At 72.7% G+C, this 21,245-nt stretch carries 20 protein-coding genes and 1 pseudogene; 10 read left to right on the top strand and 11 right to left on the bottom strand.

Annotated elements, in window-relative coordinates; genetic code table 11:
- Positions 1-317: 317 nt before the first annotated feature.
- Positions 318-1,922, top strand: coding sequence for a M48 family metalloprotease (locus ACIGFK_RS41695; RefSeq protein WP_400056055.1), 1,605 nt, complete (start codon positions 318-320; stop codon positions 1,920-1,922).
- A gap of 89 nt (positions 1,923-2,011) precedes the next feature.
- Positions 2,012-2,674, top strand: a complete 663-nt coding sequence (gene msrA / locus ACIGFK_RS41690) for a peptide-methionine (S)-S-oxide reductase MsrA (protein ID WP_376662112.1) — start codon at positions 2,012-2,014, stop codon at positions 2,672-2,674.
- An 8-nt stretch (positions 2,675-2,682) separates the two neighbouring features.
- Here msrA and ACIGFK_RS41685 read toward each other — a convergent pair whose 3' ends face one another.
- Both ACIGFK_RS41685 and ACIGFK_RS41680 read right to left on the bottom strand, forming a co-directional pair.
- On the bottom strand, positions 2,683-4,860 hold the full coding sequence (locus ACIGFK_RS41685; RefSeq protein WP_386473232.1) for a sulfatase-like hydrolase/transferase: 2,178 nt from the start codon (positions 4,858-4,860) through the stop codon (positions 2,683-2,685).
- A gap of 155 nt (positions 4,861-5,015) precedes the next feature.
- Positions 5,016-6,062 carry an NAD(P)-dependent alcohol dehydrogenase gene (locus tag ACIGFK_RS41680; RefSeq protein WP_376662110.1) on the bottom strand — a complete coding sequence of 349 codons (1,047 nt, stop codon included), beginning with the start codon at positions 6,060-6,062 and terminating at the stop codon, positions 5,016-5,018.
- A 178-nt stretch (positions 6,063-6,240) separates the two neighbouring features.
- Here ACIGFK_RS41680 and ACIGFK_RS41675 point away from each other — a divergent pair, with 178 nt between their 5' ends.
- Positions 6,241-7,128 carry a helix-turn-helix transcriptional regulator gene (locus ACIGFK_RS41675; RefSeq protein WP_400056052.1) on the top strand — a complete coding sequence of 296 codons (888 nt, stop codon included), beginning with the start codon at positions 6,241-6,243 and terminating at the stop codon, positions 7,126-7,128.
- Here the strand turns inward: ACIGFK_RS41675 and ACIGFK_RS41670 are convergent.
- From ACIGFK_RS41670 to ACIGFK_RS41660, 3 genes are all read right to left on the bottom strand, one after another.
- Complete coding sequence (locus ACIGFK_RS41670; protein ID WP_376662108.1) at positions 7,118-8,074, bottom strand: GNAT family N-acetyltransferase; 957 nt, start codon at positions 8,072-8,074, stop codon at positions 7,118-7,120. The genes ACIGFK_RS41675 and ACIGFK_RS41670 overlap by 11 nt on opposite strands.
- Before the next feature lie 182 nt (positions 8,075-8,256).
- Positions 8,257-9,528, bottom strand: a complete 1,272-nt coding sequence (locus tag ACIGFK_RS41665) for an Ig-like domain-containing protein (RefSeq protein ID WP_376662317.1) — start codon at positions 9,526-9,528, stop codon at positions 8,257-8,259.
- Positions 9,529-9,661: 133 nt separating this feature from the next.
- Complete coding sequence (locus ACIGFK_RS41660; RefSeq protein WP_386473227.1) at positions 9,662-9,964, bottom strand: hypothetical protein; 303 nt, start codon at positions 9,962-9,964, stop codon at positions 9,662-9,664.
- A gap of 146 nt (positions 9,965-10,110) precedes the next feature.
- Between ACIGFK_RS41660 and ACIGFK_RS41655 the strand changes: the two genes are divergently transcribed.
- Positions 10,111-10,428 carry a hypothetical protein gene (locus tag ACIGFK_RS41655; RefSeq protein ID WP_376662319.1) on the top strand — a complete coding sequence of 106 codons (318 nt, stop codon included), beginning with the start codon at positions 10,111-10,113 and terminating at the stop codon, positions 10,426-10,428.
- A gap of 74 nt (positions 10,429-10,502) precedes the next feature.
- Here ACIGFK_RS41655 and hutH read toward each other — a convergent pair whose 3' ends face one another.
- The 5 genes from hutH to ACIGFK_RS41630 all read right to left on the bottom strand — a co-directional run bounded on the left by hutH (position 10,503) and on the right by ACIGFK_RS41630 (position 17,116).
- A complete protein-coding gene (gene hutH, locus ACIGFK_RS41650; RefSeq protein WP_376662320.1) occupies positions 10,503-12,044 on the bottom strand; it encodes a histidine ammonia-lyase in 1,542 nt (513 codons plus the stop codon).
- A gap of 385 nt (positions 12,045-12,429) precedes the next feature.
- Positions 12,430-13,545, bottom strand: a complete 1,116-nt coding sequence (locus ACIGFK_RS41645) for a diguanylate cyclase domain-containing protein (RefSeq protein ID WP_376661739.1) — start codon at positions 13,543-13,545, stop codon at positions 12,430-12,432.
- A gap of 100 nt (positions 13,546-13,645) precedes the next feature.
- Complete coding sequence (locus tag ACIGFK_RS41640; protein WP_376661738.1) at positions 13,646-14,446, bottom strand: enoyl-CoA hydratase/isomerase family protein; 801 nt, start codon at positions 14,444-14,446, stop codon at positions 13,646-13,648.
- Positions 14,447-14,885: 439 nt separating this feature from the next.
- Positions 14,886-16,040 carry an adenylate/guanylate cyclase domain-containing protein gene (locus ACIGFK_RS41635; protein ID WP_376661737.1) on the bottom strand — a complete coding sequence of 385 codons (1,155 nt, stop codon included), beginning with the start codon at positions 16,038-16,040 and terminating at the stop codon, positions 14,886-14,888.
- A 212-nt stretch (positions 16,041-16,252) separates the two neighbouring features.
- Positions 16,253-17,116 carry a biotin--[acetyl-CoA-carboxylase] ligase gene (locus tag ACIGFK_RS41630; RefSeq protein ID WP_376661736.1) on the bottom strand — a complete coding sequence of 288 codons (864 nt, stop codon included), beginning with the start codon at positions 17,114-17,116 and terminating at the stop codon, positions 16,253-16,255.
- 81 nt (positions 17,117-17,197) lie between these two features.
- On the opposite strand from ACIGFK_RS41630, the pseudogene ACIGFK_RS41625 reads away from it, so the two are divergent.
- The 5 genes and pseudogenes from ACIGFK_RS41625 to ACIGFK_RS41605 form a co-directional block, all read left to right on the top strand.
- Positions 17,198-17,332 (top strand): annotated as a pseudogene (locus ACIGFK_RS41625) (helix-turn-helix domain-containing protein); the annotation flags it as partial.
- A 307-nt stretch (positions 17,333-17,639) separates the two neighbouring features.
- On the top strand, positions 17,640-19,238 hold the full coding sequence (locus ACIGFK_RS41620) for an acyl-CoA carboxylase subunit beta (protein WP_376661735.1): 1,599 nt from the start codon (positions 17,640-17,642) through the stop codon (positions 19,236-19,238).
- A gap of 18 nt (positions 19,239-19,256) precedes the next feature.
- The gene (locus ACIGFK_RS41615; RefSeq protein WP_376661734.1) at positions 19,257-19,466 is read left to right on the top strand and encodes an acyl-CoA carboxylase epsilon subunit; all 210 of its coding nucleotides are present in this window, start codon (positions 19,257-19,259) and stop codon (positions 19,464-19,466) included.
- Positions 19,467-19,547: 81 nt separating this feature from the next.
- Positions 19,548-19,682, top strand: coding sequence for a morphogenic membrane protein MmpB (mmpB, locus tag ACIGFK_RS41610; protein ID WP_376661733.1), 135 nt, complete (start codon positions 19,548-19,550; stop codon positions 19,680-19,682).
- A gap of 30 nt (positions 19,683-19,712) precedes the next feature.
- Positions 19,713-20,330 carry a Maf family protein gene (locus ACIGFK_RS41605; RefSeq protein ID WP_376661732.1) on the top strand — a complete coding sequence of 206 codons (618 nt, stop codon included), beginning with the start codon at positions 19,713-19,715 and terminating at the stop codon, positions 20,328-20,330.
- On the opposite strand, the gene ACIGFK_RS41600 is transcribed toward ACIGFK_RS41605, so the two are convergent.
- Positions 20,311-20,790, bottom strand: coding sequence for a hypothetical protein (locus tag ACIGFK_RS41600; RefSeq protein WP_400056050.1), 480 nt, complete (start codon positions 20,788-20,790; stop codon positions 20,311-20,313). The two genes, ACIGFK_RS41605 and ACIGFK_RS41600, sit on opposite strands and share 20 nt — an antisense overlap.
- Positions 20,791-21,147: 357 nt before the next feature.
- On the opposite strand from ACIGFK_RS41600, the gene ACIGFK_RS41595 reads away from it, so the two are divergent.
- Positions 21,148-21,245: biotin carboxylase N-terminal domain-containing protein (locus ACIGFK_RS41595; protein WP_279617129.1), on the top strand; the 98-nt coding region annotated here is incomplete at its 3' end.

Here is a 21,245-nt window from a genome sequence, read left to right as displayed (position 1 = left end):
CGGAGGGGCCCCGCCCCAACCGGCCGGTCCCGCCGAGGCAAAACCAGCCCCGCCGGCGCTTGAGGCGCGGGGTCCGGGGCGGAGCCCCGGCAGCGCAGCCGCCGCGCAACGGCGGAACCCGGGCAAACCCAGCCACGCCGGCGACTGAGGCGCGGGGTCCGGGCGGAGCGCCGGCAGCGCAGCGGCCCGGCACGGGCGGGCCAGCACCCCCAGGGCCACCAGCGGAAACGCGGCGGCGATCAAGTTGCCGTCACCGCCCCCCGAACCGCATGATGCGGATCCGCACCGCACTTCGTCCCGGGGGGGGATCTGTCCACATGGGCGCTTCGCTGCGCGCTCTGCGCGCCCTCGTCCTGCTCGCAGGGTTCTATCTGCTCGGCGTGGTCCTGCTGGCCGTCCTGGCCGGCATCGACTACGCCGCCTACGCGTCCGGCGCGCACGAGACCGCCGGCGAGATCGGCGTCTTCTCCGTCGTGATCGCGATCCCGATCGTGCGCGGCCTGTTCATGCTGCGCACGCCCAAGGAGGAGCCGCCGGCCGGCATCAAGGTCACCGTGACCGAGGCCCAGGAGCCCGCGCTGTGGGAGGCCGTGCACGACGTCGCCCGGCAGGTCGAAACCCGCGCGCCCGACGAGATCGTGCTGGTCCAGGACGTGAACGCGGCCGTCAGCGAGGATTCCTCGGCGCTGGGCCTGCGGCCCGGTACCCGCCGCCTCTACCTCGGCCTGCCCCTGATGATGGGCCTGGACGAGATGCAGCTGCGCGCCGTACTGGCCCACGAGATGGGCCACTACGCCAACTTCGACACCCGCCTGACCCCGCTGATCGCCCGCGGCCGCTCCCAGCTGATCCGCACCATCTCCCACTTCCACGAGCGTTCCGCCGCCAAGCAGGCCAACGAACGCGCGAGGCAGGAGCGGCACGCCGCCAAGCGGAGGGCCAAGGGCAGGAGGGCCACGATGGTCGACACCCCGGGCCTGGGTGCGACGTACCGCGGCATGGCGAGGATGTACACGGCGTACGGCAACTTCTACATGCGCGCCACCCTCACCACATCCCGCCGCCAGGAGCTCGCCGCCGACCTGGCCTCGGTCCGGGTCGCCGGGCGCGACGCCGCCGCGTCGGCGCTGCGCGAGGTGAACGCCCTCGACTCGGCGCACGGCTTCTACATGCGCTCGTACGCCACCCTCGGCGTCGGCGCCGGTCTGCTGCCGCCTCCCGGCGAGGTCTTCGGCGGCCTGCGCCGGCTCCTCGAAGCCCGCTCGGCCGAGCTGGAGGAGCTGCGCCGGGAGCTGTCCACCGAGCCTGCCTCCCCGTACGACTCCCACCCGGCGCTCGCCGAGCGCGTGGCCCGTATCGAGGCCCTGCCGGACGACGGCCGCGGCCGTCAGGCGGCCCGCCCCGCCCTGGAGCTGCTGGCCGACGCGGACGCCGTGCTGGCCGCTCTGGAGCAGGCGGTGCTCACCCCGGAGGCGCTGGCGATGAAGCGGCTGGACTGGGAGGACCTGGTCCACGAGTCGATGGCCCTGTACGCCTCCCAGGGCGCGGACGACATCCGCGAGGCCCTCTCCGCCGAGGGCGCGGGCCCCGGCCTGGCGGCGCTGCTCGACGCGATCGACGCCGACCCGGCGGTGCGCCGGCGGATCGCGGACCGGCTCCCGGACTCCGAGCAGGAGGGGGCCGCGGCCGGCGACGAGGTCCGCGCGTTCTCCCGCCCGGCGCTGCGGCGTGCCGTGGGCCAGTTGGTCACCGTGGAGCTGACGGCCCGCGGCACCGCCCGCTGGCAGCTGTCCTGGTCCGAGTCGGCCACCCTGCGCTACCCCGACGACGGCTTCGAGGACCGGCTCGGCCCGGCCCTGGACGCGGTCGTCGCGGACCGGCCCGACACCGGGCCCCTGCGAAAGCTGGTGCTCGCCCCGTGAGCGCTCCCCCTCACTCGTGACCGTCGGGGCGCGGCCGGGGAATCCCGGCCCGCCCCCGTCCGTTGAGGGGGTACCGAAGGAGGCGACCCATGTTCTCGTACCGCCGCACGCCCGAGCTCCCCGCCCGCGAGGAGGCCCTGACGGGCCGCGCGGAGCCGCTGTTCTCGCTCCCCGACCGCCACACGGTGCTCGGCAACCCGCTGGCCGGCCCGTACCCCGCGCACCTCGAGGTCGCGGACTTCGGCCTGGGCTGTTTCTGGGGCGCGGAGCGCAAGTTCTGGCAGACCCCCGGGGTGTGGACCACCCTGGTCGGCTACCAGGGCGGTTTCACGGAGAACCCGACGTACGACGAGGTCTGCTCGGGTCAGACGGGCCACACGGAGGTCGTCCGGGTCGTCTTCGACCCGTCCCTCGTGTCCTACGAGACCCTGCTGAAGCTGTTCTGGGAGTCCCACGACCCCACCCAGGGCTTCCGCCAGGGCAACGACGTCGGCACCCAGTACCGCTCGGCGGTCTACACCCACTCCCCCGCCCACCAGAAGACGGCCGAAGCCTCCCGCGAGGCGTACCAGCAGGTCCTGACGGGTTCGGGCTACGGCCGGATCACCACGGCCGTCCTCCCGGCAGCGGACCGCCCCTTCTGGAACGCGGAGGCGTACCACCAGCAGTACCTGGACAAGAACCCGGGCGGCTACTGCGGCATCGGCGGCACGGGCGTGAGCTGCCCGATCGGCGTGGCCGCGGCGGAATAGGCGCGGGGTCAGACCACCGTCACGTACGGCTGCGCCCAGGAGGTGTGGTCGTAAGAGGTGCGGGCGTTGGCGTCCTCCACCACCAGGTGGAGGACGCGGACGCCCGTCACGTCCAGGTCGATGCGGGCGGGGCCGCCCGCGCCCGTGAGGGTGGCGGTCGTGTGCAGGGTGCGGCCGTCGGCGCGGACGACGGCGCGGGTGGCGCCCACCGTGGACTGCTTCGTCGAGAAGTCGTCGATGCCGACGAGTGCCGTGAAGCGGGCCGCGCGCCCGCCCAGGTGGTAGACGATCTCCGAGGGGGCGTGGACGCCGAGGCCCTTCGGGTACGTCACGCCGCCGAAGGCGATGGGGGTGCCGTCGCCCGCCGCCTGCTTGCCGTTGGAGCGGTCGATCTCGACCGGGCCCCAGCCGTTGGCGGCCGAGACCCACGGGAGGTCGCTGAGGTAGCCGTCGCGCGCGGGCGGGGCCGGGAGCGGCGCGTAGCGGGTCGGGGCCGTGAAGCGGAACGCGGATGCGGTGGTGGCCTGCGGGGTGAGCAGGGCGGCCTCCGTCGAGGGGGCGGTCACCCGCCAGGTCGTGGTCAGTGCGGCGCCGGGTGCCAGGGAGACCGCGGTGGCCGGTGTGGTGGCGGTGGCCGTCCAGCCCGGGGGGACCGGGAGGGTCACGCGTACGTCCGGCCAGGGGCGGGCGGTGCCGTTCGCGAGGGTCGTGGTGAGGTTGCCGGCCGACGCGTCCGCGACCGCCGTCAGGCCCCAGGCGCGGCGCACGTAGGTGTCCGCCCATGACGCGCGCAGGAGGGCGGCCAAGGACGAGACCACCGAAGGGTTCGCCGCCGCCACGTCGTTCTTCTCGGCGAGGTCCGTCGTGAGGTCGTAGAGCTCGAACGCCCACTGGGGGTCCGGTACGGTGCGGTCCCGCGCCGGGGCGAACCGTACGGCCTTCCACCGGTCCTTGCGGATCGCCTCGGCCACCTGCTTCGCACGGCCGCCGTCCTGCGTGTTGGCCCGGCTGGTGACGCCCTGCTCGTCCCGGTACCAGTACAGGTGGTCGTGGAGCGGCGCCAGCTCCCCCTGGCCGGTCAGGACCTGGGCCGCCGAGAGGCCGTCGATGTCCGAGGGGGCCGGTGCGCCGCCCGCGAGGTCGGCGAGGGTGGGCAGGACGTCGTAGAGCGGGGTGGGGCGGGAACTGGTGGTGCCCGCGGCGATCCGGCCCGGGGCCCAGGCGATCAGCGGGACGCGTACGCCGCCCTCGTACAGGTTGCGCTTGTAGCCGCGCAGCGGGCCGTTGGCGTCGAAGAGGTCGGGGTTGACGCCGCCCTCCTCGTGCGGGCCGTTGTCGGAGGCGATCAGGAGCACGGTGCGCTCCGCGATGCCGAGGGTCTTCAGCCGGTCGACGACCGCGCCGACCTGCGCGTCGAGGTGGCTGATCTGCGCCGCGTGCGCCTTGTTGGCCTGGGTCCAGGACTGCGCGGCGTACGCGCCGGAGTCGGGGATCTCGCTGGGGGCGTGCGGGAGGTTCGGGGCGAGGAAGAGGAGGAAGGGGTCCGGCCCGGCCGCGTGCGCGTCGAGGAACCCGAGGGCGCGTTCGGCGATGGCGTCGGGCGCGAAGGTGCCGGCCGGAACGGTCTCCTTGGCGCCGTTGTGCCAGAGGTAGGCGGGGTAGTACTCGTGGGCGTGGCCGTGGTCGATGTACCCGTAGAACTCCTCGAAGCCGCGCGCCGCCGGGTGGCTGGGCTGGTCCGCGGCCTCGGGGCCGAAGCCCCACTTGCCGAACAGGCCCGTACGGTAGCCGCGCGCCCGGAGCACTTCCGCGAAGGTGGTGTCCCCGGCGCCGAGGCTGCCCTGGCCGCCGCTCGACGGGTTGGCGCGGACGGCGGCGTGGCCGGTGTGCAGGCCGGTGAGGAGCGCGGCGCGGGAGGGCGCGCAGACGGCGGCCGCGGAGTAGGCGTCGGTGAACCTGAGCCCCTCGGCGGCGAGCCGGTCGATGCGCGGGGTGGTGATCAGCTTCTGCCCGTACGCGCCCAGGTCTCCGTAGCCGAGGTCGTCGGCCAGGACCACCACCAGGTTGGGCGGACCGGAAGGGGCGTCGTCTGCCACTGCGGGGGCCGCCGCCGCGGGCTGTGCCGGGAAGGCGGCGAGACCGGCGGCCGCCGCGGATCCGGCGAGGAAGTGACGGCGGCTGGGCATCGGGAACTCCTCTGCTGCGGAAGGGTGTTGCAGTGATCATCCGCAGCCTGCGCCGCCGGTGCCATGCACGGAGCATGAAGAACGTGTGACACCGGCCGGGAGGCCCGGATCGCCGTCCGGACGGCGGTGCGCGACCGGCTGCGCACCGCGCTCGGTCAGATCGTGGACGTGTCGATCACGAAGCGGTAGCGGACGTCGCTCGCCTCCACCCGCTCGTACGCCTCGTTGATCTGCTCCGCGGCGATCAGCTCGATCTCCGCGCCCAGGCCGTGCTCGGCGCAGAAGTCGAGCATCTCCTGGGTCTCGGCGATCCCGCCGATCATCGACCCGGCGAGGGTCTTGCGGCCGCCGATGACGGAGAACAGGCCGAGGGAGACGGGCTCCTCCGGGGCGCCGACGTTCACCAGCGCGCCGTCGACCTTCAGCAGGCCGAGGTACGCGTCCAGGTCGAGCGGCGCGGAGACGGTGGACACGACCAGGTCGAAGGTGCCGGCGAGCTTCTCGAAGGTGGTCCCGTCGCTGGTGGCGTAGTAGTGGGAGGCGCCCAGCGCGATGCCGTCCTGCTGCTTGCGCAGGGACTGCGACAGGACGGTGACCTCGGCGCCCAGCGCCGCCGCGATCTTCACTCCCATGTGGCCGAGGCCGCCGAGGCCGACGATCGCGACCTTCTTGCCGGGGCCCGCCTGCCAGTGCCTGAGCGGGGAGTAGAGGGTGATGCCGGCGCACAGCAGTGGGGCGGCGACGTCGAGGGCGAGGCCGTCGGGGATGCGGACGGTGTAGTTCTCGTCGACGACGACGTGGGTGGAGTAGCCGCCGTACGTGGGCTCGCCGTTCTTGTCGCGGGAGTTGTACGTGCCGGTCGCGCCCTCGGTGCAGTACTGCTCCTCCCCGCGCAGGCAGTACTCGCACTCCCGGCAGGAGTCGACGAAGCAGCCGACGCCCACCCGGTCCCCGACGGCGAACCTGGTGACGCCCGGGCCCGTTCCGGTGACGACGCCGGCGATCTCGTGGCCGGGGACCATGGGGTAGATGCCCTTGCCCCAGCCGTCGCGGGTCTGGTGGATGTCGGAGTGGCAGATGCCGGCGTACTTGATGTCGATGAGGACGTCGTGCTCGCCGAGGGGGCGGCGCGGAACGGTGGTGCGCTCCAGCGGGGCCTTGGGGGCGGGGGCGGCGTAGGCGGCGACCTGGGTGACGGACATGGGAGGGGTGCTCCTCGGCGTTGGGAGTCGGGGTGGTGCTCCGTGGTTTCGGGGTCCAGACTGCCCGGCCGCGCGGCCGGCACCCAGTCCCCTGCCCTTCCTAGGACCGGCGGACCTACCACTGGCGGGGTCAGGCTGAGCGATGCGCCACCCGGGCGGGCCCGGGGATACTGGCGGTATGGACCAGCTTGATCAGCGTGCCGAGCTCGGCGAGTTCCTCCGGTCCCGGCGGGCGCGGCTGCGCCCCGGGGACGTGGGCCTGCCGGACCACGGGCGGCACCGGCGGGTGCCCGGGCTGCGCCGCGAGGAGCTGGCGCAGCTGGCCGGGGTGTCCGTCGCGTACTACACGCGGCTGGAGCAGGGCGCCGGGCACAACGTGTCGGCGGAGGTCCTCGACTCGATCGCGCGCGCCCTGCGGCTGGACGGCACCGAGCAGGCGCACCTGACCCACCTGGCCCGCCCGAAGGCGCGCAGGCGCCGCCAGGGGCACCGCCCCCAGCAGGTGCGGCCGGAGCTGCGGACGCTGCTGGACGCGATGGACGGCGTACCGGCGTACCTGGTGGGGCACCGGCAGGACGTCATCGGCTGGAACCGGCTGGCGGCGGCGGTGTTCGGGGACTTCGGGAAGCTGCCGGCGGCGGAACGGAACCTGGTGCGGCTGGTGTTCCTGGACGGGGCGACGGCCGAGCTGTACGCGGACTGGGAGTGCCGGGCGTGCGAGGTCGTCAGCAATCTGCGGATGTACGCCGGCGAGAACCCGGACGACGAGCGGCTGTCGGCGCTGGTCGGGGAACTGTCGGTGAAGAACGAGGAGTTCAGGCGGCTGTGGGCGGCGCACACGGTGGCCGACAAGACGCACGGGCTGAAGGTGCTGCGGCATCCGCTGGTGGGTGAGCTGCAGCTGTCCTTCGAGACGCTGCGGCTCCCGGACGATCCGGGGATGTCCCTGGTGGCCTTCCACGCGGCGCCGGGCTCCCCGTCCGCGGACGCGCTGCGGCTCCTGGCGTCCTGGTCGGCCCCCGGGGAGGGGGCCGACGCGGACCGGGACCCGGCGGCTACAGCTTGAGCTGGAAGTAGGCCGTACCGCGTTCGCGCCGGTAGCCCAGGGCCTCGTTCACCCGGCGCATGGGGGTGTTCTCGTCGGCGACCGTCGTGCCGATCTGGCGCAGGGCGGGGTGGCGCTGCGCGGCCAGTGCCTGCATGTGCCGCTTCACGGTCAGGCCGAGGCCGTGGCCCCGGTGCGCGGGGACGACGACGGTGTCGTACTGGAGGGCCCGCGGGCCGGCCGGATCGGCCAGGACGAGTTCCGTGTAGGCGGCGACCTCGCCGTCCGGGGTCACCGCCGCGACCGTGGTCAGCTCGCCGCCGCGGTCGAGGATCAGCTGCTGCGCCGCGTGGAGCTTGGGCGCCGACCAGGTCTCCAGCTGCTCGTCCACGCCGCCCGTGGGCGCGTCCTCCATCGCCCCGTGGGCCTTGGCGAGCGGCCCGGCCCAGTCGTCCGGCGCGAGGCCATGCCAGGTCTTCAGCTGATAGCCCGGCGCGGGCTCCGCTTCCGGCTGCGGCTGCGCCACCTCCTGTACGTACCAGGCCATCGGCAGGACGTTCTCGAAGCCGAGGGACTCGGCGAACGCCTGCCCCGGGCCTCCCAGGTCCACCAGCGTGGAGACGGAGGTGCGGCCGTCGGCGAGGAGTTCCTCGCGCACCCGCTGCCACAGGGCCGTGCCGACGCCCCGGCGGCGGGCGTCGGGGTGGACGGCCAGCACGTCGAGGAAGGCGGTTTGCGCGTTGGCCTCGTCGGTGAACAGGAGCAGGCCGGCCACGGCGGCGCCGTCGTCCGCCGCCCACCGTGCGGCGCGCCCGCGTGCCGGTGCCACGCGCAGCCGACCGCCGACCTCGACGCGGGAGGGCGGCGGCAGCTGTGGCAGGTCGGTGGCCGCGGCGGCGGCCAGGACCGCCAGCCAGGCGTCCACTTCGGGCTCGGTCGGGGGCACGGCGAGTGATCGGATCGTCATGATCGGACCCTAGACCGGGGCCTGCTCCGCCGGTCAGGGGTTTTCGCGCCGGGCGCGCCGCGCCGGGCTCGGCAGCGGCAGCGGGAAGGGCAACGGCAGCGGGAAGGGCAACGGAAAAGGCGGGGACCCCCGGGGGTCCCCGCCTTCCGTGCCGCTTCAGTTCGAGCGCGCCGCCGCAGTCGTCAGACGGCGGAGCCCGCCTTCCAGTCGGCCCAGCTCATGTTCCAGCCGTTGAGGCCGTTGTCGGGCGTGATGGTCTTGTCCGGGGAGTTGATCACCGTGACCACGTCGCCGATGAGCGAGTTGTCGTAGAACCACGCCGCAGGCTGGTTCGGGTCGTTCGCACCCTTGGCGTCGTTCAGGCCGACACAGCCGTGGCTGGTGTTGACGCTGCCGAAGACCGAGTCCGCTCCCCAGTAGTTGCCGTGGATGAAGGTGCCGGAGGTCGACAGCCGCATCGCGTGGGGGACGTCCTTGATGTCGTACTCGCCCTTGCCCTCTTCGTTCTTGAAGCCGACGGTCGAGCCGTCCATGCGGGTCTCCTTGAACTTCTCGGAGATCACCATCTGGCCGTTGTACGTCGGGTTCTGCGGGGAGCCCGCCGAGATCGGGATGGTCTTGAGGACCGCGCCGTCCCGGGTGACCGTCATCTTCTTGGTCTTCGTGTCGACCGTGGAGACCTGGCTGCGGCCGATCTTGAAGGTGACGGTCTTGCTCTGGACGCCCTGGACGCCGGGCGCGCCCTGCACGCCTTCGAGCGCGAGCTTCATCGTGACGGTGGAGTTCGCCTGCCAGTAGTTCTCCGGGCGGAAGTCCAGCCGCTGCGGGTTGAACCAGTGGCCGACGACTTCCTGGCCGCTGCTGGACGAGACGGTGATCGCCGCCTGGACGGCCTTCTTGTCCCTGATCGGCTTGTTGAAGGTGATCGAGACCGGCATGCCCACTCCGACCGTCTGGCCCTCGTCCGGGATGAACGAGCCGACGAAGCTGTTCTCCGGGGAGACGGTGGTGAACGAGGCGTTCTCGTGCGCCTCGCGGCCCGCCTCGTCCTTCGCGGTCGCCGACAGGGCGTACTTCGTCGAGCGCTTCAGCGCGCCGTCGGGCTTCCAGCTCTTGCCGTCGGCGGCGATCTTGCCGGTGACGGCCGTGCCTTCGGAGGTCTTCAGCTCGACCGCGGTGAGCGTGCCGTCACTGACGGCAACGGTGGTCGCGTCGTTGAGGCCGACGTTGGTGGCGCCGTCCTTGGGCGTGATCGTTATCTTGGCCTTGGAGGCGTCCTTGGCCGCCGCGGCGTCGACGTCCGCCTGGGACTTGCTGCTCTCGCTCGCGTTCGGCTTGTCACCGCCCCCGCCGTCGTTGCACGCCGAAAGCACCAGTACGCCACCGAGCACGGCGGATATGGCCATCAAGGACCTTCTCCGCCGCTTGCTGTCCGTCCTCACACGCCACTCCATCGTTGCCGGAAACCCCGGGGCTGCCGTCCCGGGGTTGGGCCGGGCAGGGGGAATCACCCCCTGCCTCCCCTAGACAACGCGCTAACTCCGCGGATCGGTTCCACATTCCCTTCGGATGTGGGCAACCACACGGTCAGACGTTGTCGGGTTGTTCGTCGAAGTCCCCATCTTCCTCGTCCATGTCCCACTCCATGGACTCGGGGTCGTATTCGACGGGCTCGCTGCTCCAGGAGGCCTGCGCGAGCTCCACTCCGGGGATCTCCGCGACCAGGTCGGTGGGGTCGACGAGGTAGGCGAGGGCCTCCGATTCGTCCTCCCGTACGGCGGCCTCGGCGTGGCCGCGTTCCTCGTCCGGCATGAACTCGTCGGCCTCGATGTGGGCGAGAGCGGCTCCGGTGAGTGCCTGCGCATCCGGCACCTCCAGCACCAGATCCACTCGAAGTCGTACATAACGTGATGTCTCAGAAGGGTTCATACGACGGAGAGTAAGCCCGCGGAACCCCCGGCTTTCCCACGACCCGCCCCTTTCCGTAGCATCACCGCACACGGCCAATTCGCTGCTTCCGCAAGGGGGATCGCACCGTGTCCGCACGCCGTCCGCTGCTCACCGCTCTCGGAGCGACCACCCTCCTCGGCGCCCTGTGGTTCGTGCCCTCCGCGGGCGCCACCGCTCCCGGGCCCGCGACGGGTCGCCCCGCCGCACCCGCCGCCGCCAACACCCTGCCCTCGGCCCCTGCGGCCGCGCGCCGGGATTCCGCTACGGCTCCGCAGACGGAGTCCGTCTCGCTCGCCGACACCGGCTCCGTCGACACCTCGCCCTACCTCCTGGGCGGCACGCTGCTCCTCGGCATCGGGGCCGGCTGCGTGACCTTCTCCGTACGCCGCTCCCGCACCTACTGAGCCCGCCCGCGCCCGCACGCGAAGAGCCGCCCGGGAAGGATCCCGGGCGGCTCTCACGCGCGTACTGCGGACCGTCAGGCGAGCGGGCCCGTCTCCGCCTCCACGGCCGTCACGAGGGCGCCGCTGCGGACGAACGCGTCGGCGGCGGCCAGGTCGGGGGCGAGGAAACGATCCGGCCCGGGACCCTCGACACCGGCCGCGCGGGCCGCCGCGATGGCCGCCCGGCTGGCCGGGGCCGGGGTGAGCCCGTGGCGCAGCTCGATGGCCCGGGTGGCCGCGTACAGCTCGATCGCGATGATCCGGGTCAGGTTGTCGACGGCGGTACGGAGCTTGCGCGCGGCCGACCAGCCCATCGAGACGTGGTCCTCCTGCATGGCGGAGGACGGGATCGAGTCGGCGGAGGCCGGCACCGCGAGCCGCTTCATCTCGCTGACCAGGGCGGCCTGCGTGTACTGGGCGATCATCAGACCGGAGTCCACACCGGCGTCGTCCGCGAGGAACGGCGGCAGGCCGTGCGAGCGGTTCTTGTCCAGCAGCCGGTCGGTACGGCGCTCGGCGATGGAGCCGAGGTCGGCGGCGGCGATGGCCAGGAAGTCCAGGACGTAGGCCACGGGCGCGCCGTGGAAGTTGCCGTTCGACTCGACCCGGCCGTCGGGCAGCACGACCGGGTTGTCGACGGCGGAGGCCAGCTCGCGGGAGGCCACCAGGGCGGCGTGCGCCATGGTGTCGCGGCCGGCGCCGGCGACCTGCGGGGCGCAGCGCACGGAGTAGGCGTCCTGCACGCGGGGGGCGGACTCCTCCTGGAAGTGCCCGGTGAGCCCGGAACCCTTCAGGACGGCGGCCATGTTGGCGGCGGAGGCGCCCTGGCCGGGGTGCGGGCGGATGGCGTGCAGCTCGGGCTGGAGCACCTTCTCGGTGCCGAGCAGGGCTTCCAGGGTGAGCGCGGCGGTGATGTCGGCGGAGGTGTAGAGCTTGTGGAGGTCGGCGAGGGCCATGACCAGCATGCCGAGCATGCCGTCGGTGCCGTTGAGGAGGGCGAGGCCCTCCTTCTCGCGGAGCTCGACCGGCTCGATGCCGGCCTCGGCGAGCAGCTCGCCCGCGGGGCGGACGGTCCCGTCCGGGCCCTCGGCGTCGCCCTCGCCCATGAGCGCGAGCGCACAGTGGGAGAGCGGTGCCAGGTCGCCGGAGCAGCCGAGGGAGCCGTACTCGTGGACGACGGGCGTGATGCCCGCGTTGAGCAGGTCGGCCATGGTCTGGGCGACGGAGGGCCGCACGCCGGTGTGGCCGGAGGCGACGGTCTTGAGGCGGAGGAACATCAGCGCCCGGACGACCTCGCGCTCGACGCGCGGGCCCATGCCGGCGGCGTGCGAGCGGACGATGTTGCGCTGGAGCTGGGCGCGCAGCTCGGGGCTGATGTGCCGGGAGGCGAGTGCACCGAACCCGGTGGACACGCCGTAGACGGGCTCGGGCTTGGCGGCGAGGCCCTCGACGATCTCGCGGGCGCGGGCGAGCGCGTCGAGCGCCTCCGCGGACAGCTCGACGCGTGCGTTGCCGCGGGCTACGGCGATGACGTCCTCGGCGGTGGTCCCGGACGTTCCCACCACGACAGTGTGCATATCCATATTCAGCAGCGTACGGACTGAATCGCGCCATGTCACTAGTGACTTCCACCAGGACCCCTTACGGCCGCACCGGGCCCGCCGCGCGGAGCTTCCGGGGCGCCGGGACGACCGGCCGTGCGCGCCGCCGCACCGCGGGGTCCGCCCCGCTCCCCCGCGCGTCAAGCGTCGGCGGGGCAATTCCAGCCTCGCCGGCGTTTGAGGCGCGGGGTCCGGGGCGGAGCCCCGAAACCAGCCCCGGCCGCGTTCGAGACACGGGGTCCTGGCGGAGCCCGGGGGCTTGCGCGGCGGCGGCACAGGGGGGGCCGAGAACCCGGCCCGGGAGGGCTGGGGGGGTGTCCGGCGGATCATGGCCGGGCCCGGCCATGATCCGCCGGACACACTAGGGGCGGCCCCGGAATCGGCGGCGTTCGCCGGAGGCGGCTTCGGCGGCGGCATCCGCCAGGCGGACCACCGCGGTGTCGCGCCCCGCGACGACCGGCTTCGGGGAGCGTGCGGCCTTCGCCTTGTACTGGGCGGCGTCCGCGAGCCGGAACAGCCGCCGGGAGGACTTCACCGGCCCGATCGGGTCCCCGGTGGAGGCCACCCCGCAGGCCACCCCCTCCCCCAGTTCCAGCTCGGCGGCCCGCGCACAGAGCTCGTCCGTGACCCGTACGACCTCGTCCGCGCTCGGCCCCACCCCGACCAGGCAGAACTCGTCGCCGCCCAGCCGCGCGGCCAGCGCGCCCGGGAGTATGGCCCCGCACAGGCTCAGCACCGACCCGAACCGCTCCAGCAGCCGGTCGCCCATGGCGTGGCCCAGCGTGTCGTTGACCTTCTTCAGGCCGTTCAGGTCGCACACGACGAGGCTGACCACGACCCCCGTGCGCCGGTGCTCCTCCAGGGCCTCGTCGAGCCGCATGTCGACGGCCCGCCGGTTCGCGAGGCCGGTCAGCGGGTCGGTGAAGGCCAGGCGCCGGGCCTCCTCCAGCCGCTCGTTCTGGGCGAGGCCGGCCGCCACCACGGCCGCGAGTACGGTCGCGAACTCCGCGTCGTCCTCGTCGAAGTCGGGCAGCCCCTCGTCCCGGGCGACGTACAGCTCCCCCCAGGCACGCCCGCTGAGCACGACGGGGGCGACCACGCACGTCCCGCGCCCTCGGCGGCGCAGGGCGGCGCCCCGGCGCCCGGGGCGGTCCCCGACGGCGCTCTCGACCCACGCGTGGGGTCCGCCGCCGCCCACCCAGCGCTCGTGCAGGAACTCGGTGATCTCGGGGAAGTCGTGCACGGGGTAGGACTCGTCCTCGGGGAACTCCTCCTCCCCCGCCCGCCGCTCCCCCTCGTTCACGAGCACCCGGAGGCGCCCCCGCCCCCGCTCCCACTCGGAGATCGCGGCGAACGACCCGTCCAGCGCCACCCGCGCGCCCCGCGCGGCCGCCCGCACACTGTCCCGCGGCGTCGAGGCCGCGGCCATCGCCTGCGCGAGGCCCACCACGGCTCGCAGCCGCCCGTCAACTCCCATCACCCCAGGTTAGGGAGTTTTGTCTGATTTAGTGATACTTGGCGCGACTTTACGTGCAAGGAAGATCACGAACGGTGATCGCGCGTACGTCGCGGACCGCTCACTCCCCCGGCCAGTTCGGCTTGCGCTTCTCGTTGAACGCCGCCACGCCCTCGGCCCGGTCCCCGGAGAAGGCCACCGTCCGCCAGGCCGCGTCCTCGATCTCCAGGCCCGCCGACAGGTCCATCCCGTGCCCCAGCCGCAGCGCCCGCTTGGCCGCGCGCAGCCCCACCGGGGAGTTCGCCGCCATCCGCGCGGCCAGGGCGAGAGCCTCGGCCGTGTCCTGCCCGGCGCCCACCACCGAGTCCACCAGGCCCAGGGACAGCGCCTCGGCCGCCTCCACGCGGCGCGCGGTGAAGATCAGCTCGGCCGCCCGCGCCGCACCCACCCGGCGCGGCAGCAGCTGCGTCCCGCCGCCGCCCGGGATCACGCCGACCGACACCTCGGGCAGGCCCACCACGGCCGTCTCGTCGGCGACGATCACATCGCAGGCCAGGGCCAGCTCGAAGCCGCCGCCGAGCGCGAAGCCGTGCACGGCCGCGATCGTCGGCATCGGCAGCTCCAGCACGCCCCCGTACGCACCCCGCGTGGTCGGCCGCTGCCGCACCAGCTCGGCGTCCGACAGCGAATTGCGCTCCTTGAGGTCCGCACCCACGCAGAAGGCCCGCTCGGCGGTGGAGGTGAGCACGACGACCCGCACCGACGGGTCCGCCGCCAGGGCCGCGCAGGCCGCGCCGATGGACCGGGCCATCTCGGTCGACACGGCGTTCATCGCCTTGGGCCGGTCCATCGCCAGCTCGGCGACGTGCCCGTCACCCTCCCGACGTACCGCGACGAACTCTCCGAAGCGCTGCTCAGACATGCCTGCGACCCTCCCGGTTAACGATCGTTATCGGCGCACTGTAGTCCGGACTCCCGCCACCGGGTCAAGAACCCATCCCGGCCGCACCCTCGGCCGGCCACACCCTCCGGCCCGGCCGCACCCTCCAGCCCGTCCGGCGTTTGAGGACCGGGTCCGGGCGGAGCCCCCCACGCGGCGGAGCCGCACATTCGGTACGCCGGGAAGGGGCGGGGTGGGGGAAGGCCCCGCGCAGCGGCCCGCACACGCACGGGCCGCCGAGCCCGGGCGCGCGGCGGGGCACCTCCTCGGCCGTCGAACGTTTCCACGGGGTCGGCCGAAGTACGGGGTGGTCGCGTTCGACGCCCTGCCGGGGCACCCCACAGCACACCCGGCCCCGGCGGCGCGGGCCTCGGCGGCAAACCGACACCACCCGCCCCCTGCACGGGCAGGGCCCGCCCCGTCAGCCCTGCGTCCTCGGCTTCCTGCGCGTCAGCGACCACGGCTCCACCACGCCCAGCCCGCGCACCGGCCGCTGCCACATCGGCTGGAGCGCGAAGCGGTACGTACCGCCGCCCTCCTCGGCCTCGGCCTCCTTCTCCGAGACGGGCGCGGCCCCGGTGCGGCCGAGTTCCTCGGCCATCGCCCCGTCCACCAGCACCGCGTCCTTCGGCGCTATCGAGGTCAGCCGGCTGGCCAGGTTCACGGTGGTCCCGAAGACATCGCCCATCCGGGTGGTCACCGTGCCGAAGGCGATCCCGACCCGCAGCTCGGGCATCTGGGGATCGACCTCCATCGTCTCGATCAGCCGCAGTGCGATCTCCGCAGCCGTCGCGGCGTCGTCGGCGCAGTACAGCACCTCGTCGCCGAGGGTCTTGATCAGACGGCCGCCGTACGCGGCCACCAGGTCGGCCGAGGTCGTCTCGAAGGACTCGACCAGCTCGCCGAGCTCCTCCTCCTCCAGCCGCCGCGTGAGGCGGGTGAAGCCCACCAGGTCGGCGAAGCCCACCGCCAGGCGCCGGTCGACCATCTCCTCGTCGTCCGCCACCTGCACCACGCGCCCGGTGGCCGCCGCCAGCTGGCGGCGCCACACGTAGACGAGGAACTCCTCCAGCTCCGGCAGCAGCAGCTCGACCAGCGGGTACGTGACCTCCGTACGGGTCATCCCCGGCTCCGGCGGCTCCGTGAGCCCCTCCAGGAAGGAATCGATCTGCCACTCGGCCAGCCGTGCGGTGGTCTGCCCGGTGGACCGCGCCACCTGCACGGCCATCGGCTCGGACAGCAGGCCGGCCTCCACCAGACCGGCGAGCCGGCGCAGCGCCAGTACGTCCGCCTCCGTCAGGGCCTTGGCCTGGCCGATGTCGGCGAAGCCCATGGCCCGCCAGAAGCGTGAGGCCAGTTCCATCGACACCCCGGCGCTGCGGGCCGCCTGGAAGGGCGTGTACCGGCGCTCGGCGCCCAGGATCAGCTGCTCCAGCCGGATGGCGAGGGGATCCGCCGTCGGCTGGACCGTGTGGTCGACCTCGTGGTGGGGGGTGTGCTGATCCCGACCGATCGGGGTGCCGTGGCCCGCCGGCCCGGGGGCGGGCGCGCTGGACGTAGAGTCGTCGACGGTCAAGGGCCGCCTCCTGTCCATTCCGTGCGCACTGCCCTGCCGAACCGGTGGTCACTACGAGTACCGGGATCGCCTAAACCATACGGCAGGTGTGCCGTAGCTCACTCCCCACTCGGCACGGAATTCGGCCCCGCCCGCACCGGAGGCCCCGGTACCCGGGCGCGGGGCCCGTGCGGCAGCGCCGCAACCGAGCCCCACGGGCAAGAACTCCGAGGTCAGTGCACGGACCGGAGGTGCACCACATCACCCGCGGTGACCGCCTCGTGACGGTCCTCGGCGGTACGGATGACCAGGCGTCCCTCCGCATCGACCGCTTCGGCCGTTCCGGTGAGGGTGCGCCCGCCCGGGAGCTCCGCGCGCACGTGCCGGCCGAGGGTCGCGCAGCCCGCCGCGTAGGTCTCCTGGAGCCCGCTGGCGGCCGGGTCGCCGCCGGCTGCGCGCCAGTTCCCGTACCACTGCTCCAGGGAGCGCAGTACGGCCCTCAGCAACGGGTCCCGGTCGGTGACGGCCGCCTTGGCCAGCGCCAGCGATCCGGCTTCCGGCACCGGCAGCTCGTCCTCGGTGAGCGTCACGTTGAGCCCGATGCCGACGACGACCCCGTCCGCGACCCGCTCGGCGAGGATCCCGGCGGTCTTGCGCTCCTCCCCGTCCACGGTGACGAGCAGGTCGTTGGGCCACTTGAGTGCGGTGTCCACGCCCGCCGCCCGGGACAGCCCGGTCGCGGTGGCCACTCCGGCGAGCAGGGTCAGCCACCCCCACCGTTCCTGCGGAACCGCGTCGCCCGGCTTGAGCAGTACGGAGAAGAACAGCCCCGACCGGGCCGGCGCGACCCAGCTCCGGTCGAGCCGCCCGCGCCCCGCGGTCTGCTCCTCGGCGACGAGCACGGCCCCGTCGGACAGCTGCGCCGCCCGGGCCGCGAGATCGGAGTTGGTCGACCCGGTGGCCGCGACCACCTCCAGGGAGGTCCACAGTCCCCCGTCGGTGACGAGGGCCCGCCGCAGGGCCTCTGCGTTCAGCGGCGGCCGGTCCAGGCTCGACCAGCGTCCGCCGGGAGCTCCTGCTGATGCGTCTGACGGCATGATCGGACTCCAAATGTCGCTGTATGCAATCCATTGACCCGAGACTGCGTTCGGATCTTGACCGACCCTAGCTTCCGGCCTGTGGGGAATTCTCCGGTAAAGCGGGCTTTCAAGTTCCGTTTCTAGCCCCACGACACACAGGCGGCGGAGCTGTCGCGGACTTTCGGCTGCGTACGGAAGGTCTACGACCTGGCGCCGTCCGCCCGGGCGCAGGCGTAGACACCCCTGCCGTCGGGCGCGGAGCCGAGCACAGTGACGGTGACCCGGGACCCGGTCGGCCGCTGGTTCAGACCTTCGAGGGGACTCTCCCCGACGGGGCAGCCCGCGATGAAGCAGGAAGCCCCGCCCGCGAGGGTGGGATCCCCTTCCCCTAGGGAAGGAGGCGAGGCCAAGCAAGCCAATGCAGGTGTGTCAAACGCCGCACTGCCCAGCGCCATGCCCGCCGATACGCTACGCACCAGTAGCCAGCAGTAGTCAATCAATTGACCAGGCCGTTGACACCACGCAGGGAGCCGCGACCCCGATGCCAGAACCGTCAGAGCCGATCGACATGCACACCACCGCGGGCAAGATCGCGGATCTGCAGCGCCGCATCGACGAAGCCACCCATGCCGGTTCCGCCCGTGCAGTGGAGAAGCAGCACGCCAAGGGCAAGCTGACGGCTCGTGAGCGCGTGGCCCTGCTGCTGGACGAAGGGTCCTTCGTCGAGCTGGACGAGCTCGCCCGGCACCGCTCCACCAACTTCGGGCTGGAGAAGACCCGTCCGTACGGCGACGGCGTCGTCACCGGCTACGGCACGGTGGACGGCCGTCCCGTGGCCGTGTTCTCCCAGGACTTCACCGTCTTCGGCGGGGCCCTCGGCGAGGTCTTCGGCCAGAAGATCATGAAGGTCATGGACTTCGCGCTGAAGACCGGCTGCCCGCTCGTCGGCATCAACGACTCCGGCGGCGCCCGCATCCAGGAGGGCGTCAGCGCGCTCGGCATGTACGGCGAGATCTTCCGCCGCAACGTGCACGCCTCCGGTGTCATCCCGCAGATCAGCCTGGTCGTCGGGCCCTGCGCCGGCGGCGCCGTGTACTCGCCCGCCATCACCGACTTCACGGTCATGGTCGACCAGACCTCGCACATGTTCATCACCGGCCCGGACGTCATCAAGACGGTCACCGGCGAGGACGTCGGCTTCGAGGAGCTCGGCGGGGCCCGGACCCACAACAGCACGTCCGGCGTCGCCCACCACATGGCGGGTGACGAGAAGGACGCGATCGAGTACGTGAAGTCGCTGCTCGCGTACCTGCCGTCGAACAACCTCTCGGAGCCGCCGGCCTTCCCGGAGGAGGCGGACACCGAGGTCTCCGACCTCGACCGCGAGCTCGACGTGCTGATCCCCGACAGTGCGAACCAGCCGTACGACATGCACACTGTGATTGAGCACGTGCTGGACGACGCGGAGTTCCTGGAGACCCAGTCGCTCTTCGCGCCGAACATCCTCACCGGCTTCGGCCGGGTCGAGGGCCACCCGGTGGGTGTCGTCGCCAACCAGCCGATGCAGTTCGCCGGATGCCTGGACATCAACGCCTCCGAGAAGGCCGCGCGCTTCGTGCGGACCTGCGACGCCTTCAACATCCCGGTGCTGACGTTCGTCGACGTGCCGGGCTTCCTCCCGGGCACGGACCAGGAGTACAACGGAATCATCCGGCGCGGCGCGAAGCTGATCTACGCCTACGCCGAGGCCACCGTCCCTCTGATCACCGTCATCACCCGCAAGGCCTTCGGCGGCGCCTACGACGTCATGGGCTCCAAGCACCTCGGCGCGGACCTCAACCTGGCCTGGCCGACCGCGCAGATCGCCGTCATGGGCGCGCAGGGTGCGGTGAACATCCTGCACCGCCGCACCATCGCCGAGGCGGAGGCCGCCGGTGAGGACGTCGAGGCCGTCCGCGCCCGGCTGATCGCCGAGTACGAGGACACGCTGCTGAACCCGTACACGGCGGCCGAGCGCGGCTACGTCGACGCGGTGACCATGCCGTCCGAGACCCGGGCGCACGTGGTGAAGGGACTGCGCCAGCTGCGCACCAAGCGGGAGTCCCTGCCGCCGAAGAAGCACGGAAACATCCCCCTCTAGGACCGGGAGGCAAGTCCAGTGGTCATCAAGGTCGTCAAGGGGAACCCCACCCCGGAGGAGCTGGCCGCCGCACTGGCGGTGGTCCAAGCGCGCGCGGCGGTGCTGGCTTCGGCACCGTCGGGCGCTCCCCGGGTACCGGACGAGTGGTCCCGCCCGGCCCGGGTGGCGCGCCGCCGCGTGCCGCGGCCCGGGCCGCGTGCCTGGGGCCGTACGTACTGGCCCGCCTGAGCGGATCTGATGCGAACGGACGGTGGCGCCTGAGTACCCGTACTCAGGCGCCCCACCCGTCCGCGGGGACAGGATCGGGGCATGCTCTGGTCCGACCCTGAGAACGAGCCGCCCAAGGACATGCGCGACGCGCAGGCGATGGTCCGGCGGATGACCGTGGTCCTCCTCCTCGCCATGCTCGTGGCGGTCTACGTGCTGGGCGTGGGCCCTTTCTGAGGCCCCTGGGGGGTGTCAGGGCCGCCTACGATGGCGGGCATGACGACGCCTTCCCCCCGCACGCTCGTGCTCGCCTCCGCATCCCCCGCCCGGCTGAACCTGCTGCGGCAGGCGGGGCTCGCCCCGCACGTGATCGTCAGCGGATTCGACGAGGACACCCTGAACCACGACGAGCCCGCCGCTCTGGCGCTGGCGCTGGCCGAGGCGAAGGCGGCGGTCGTGGCGGGCCTGGCCGAGGCCGCGGGCTCGCTGGTCATCGGCTGCGACTCGGTGCTGGAGCTGGACGGCGAGGCGCTGGGCAAGCCGGCGGATGCCGAGGAGGCCACCGCGCGCTGGAAGTCGATGCGCGGGCGTGCGGGCGTACTGCGCACCGGGCACTGCGTGATCGACACGGCGACCGGCCGTCAGGTCTCGGCGACGGCCTCGACGACGGTCCGCTTCGGCGAGCCGACGGATGCGGAGGTCGCGGCGTACGTGGCCAGCGGCGAGCCGCTGCACGTGGCGGGGGCGTTCACCCTGGACGGCCTGTCGTCGCCGTTCATCGAGGGCATCGACGGGGACCACGGCAACGTGATCGGCCTGTCCATGCCGATGCTGCGCTCGCTGCTGGGCGAACTGGGTGTTTCCATCACGGATTTGTGGGCTTGAGTTCCCCCGTCGGACCGGCCCCGGCCGGTCCGGCAGGCCGGGCCTGCGGCGTGCGGTCCTCGTAGAGGAGCAGGGTCAGCACCAGCAGACACAGGATCAGCATCATCGTCGCGAAGGCGGCCCAGCCGACCAGTACGACGGTGAGGACGCCGAGCACTCCGTGGGTGACGGCGGCGGCGACGAGTACGAAGCGGGCGAAGGGGCCGGGCCGCCGGTCGCGGAACGCGGCGACGGCGGCGAACACCGCGCACAGCAGGAGGAAGGCGCCCAAGCCCGCGCCCAGCCCGTAGGTTGCCTTGGACATGACATCCGGATCGCTGCCGGCGATGGACATGGACTGGTTCTCGGTGGTCCGGCCCAACACGAGGTGGACGAGTACCAGCACTGCCGCTTCCGCGACCAGTACGATCGCGGCCAGTCCGGCCACGAGTCTGCGCAGCACCTCGTCCCCACCCCCCACGCGTCACAAGCCTGTTCGACGCCTGGAGGCTACTAACGGGTAAACGTGCGGACAAGGGGTCCGGACCGCTTCGTTACGCGAGTGCCCCGGCACAGCGATCAAGCAAAGAAAAGATGGACCGTTCGTAGGGACTCGACAAAGAATCACCCGGGGCGGCTGACCCGCATGACAGAGACCTTGGCTACATGACGGGGTTACTGTGCAGTCGGGGATCCCCCTGACCTGGGGCGCCACAAGGGTTCTCCAGCGGGACGCTGCTCGCATCACACTCTGTGTGGGCAAGCTCACCACTGGGGAAGGGTCGAAAGGCCGTGTGGGCTGTCCCTAAACTCAGCTTGTTTCAAGGAGGGAGCCATCGTGCGCAAGGTGCTCATCGCCAACCGTGGCGAAATCGCTGTCCGCGTTGCCCGGGCCTGCCGGGACGCCGGGATCGCGAGCGTAGCCGTCTACGCCGA

Origin of the sequence: Streptomyces sp. NPDC085524 (assembly GCF_044541755.1) — a bacterium.
In the GTDB taxonomy this organism is placed as follows: domain Bacteria; phylum Actinomycetota; class Actinomycetes; order Streptomycetales; family Streptomycetaceae; genus Streptomyces.
The sequence above is the reverse complement of the archived record's forward strand: the minus strand, read 5'-3'. Positions and strand labels throughout refer to the sequence as shown.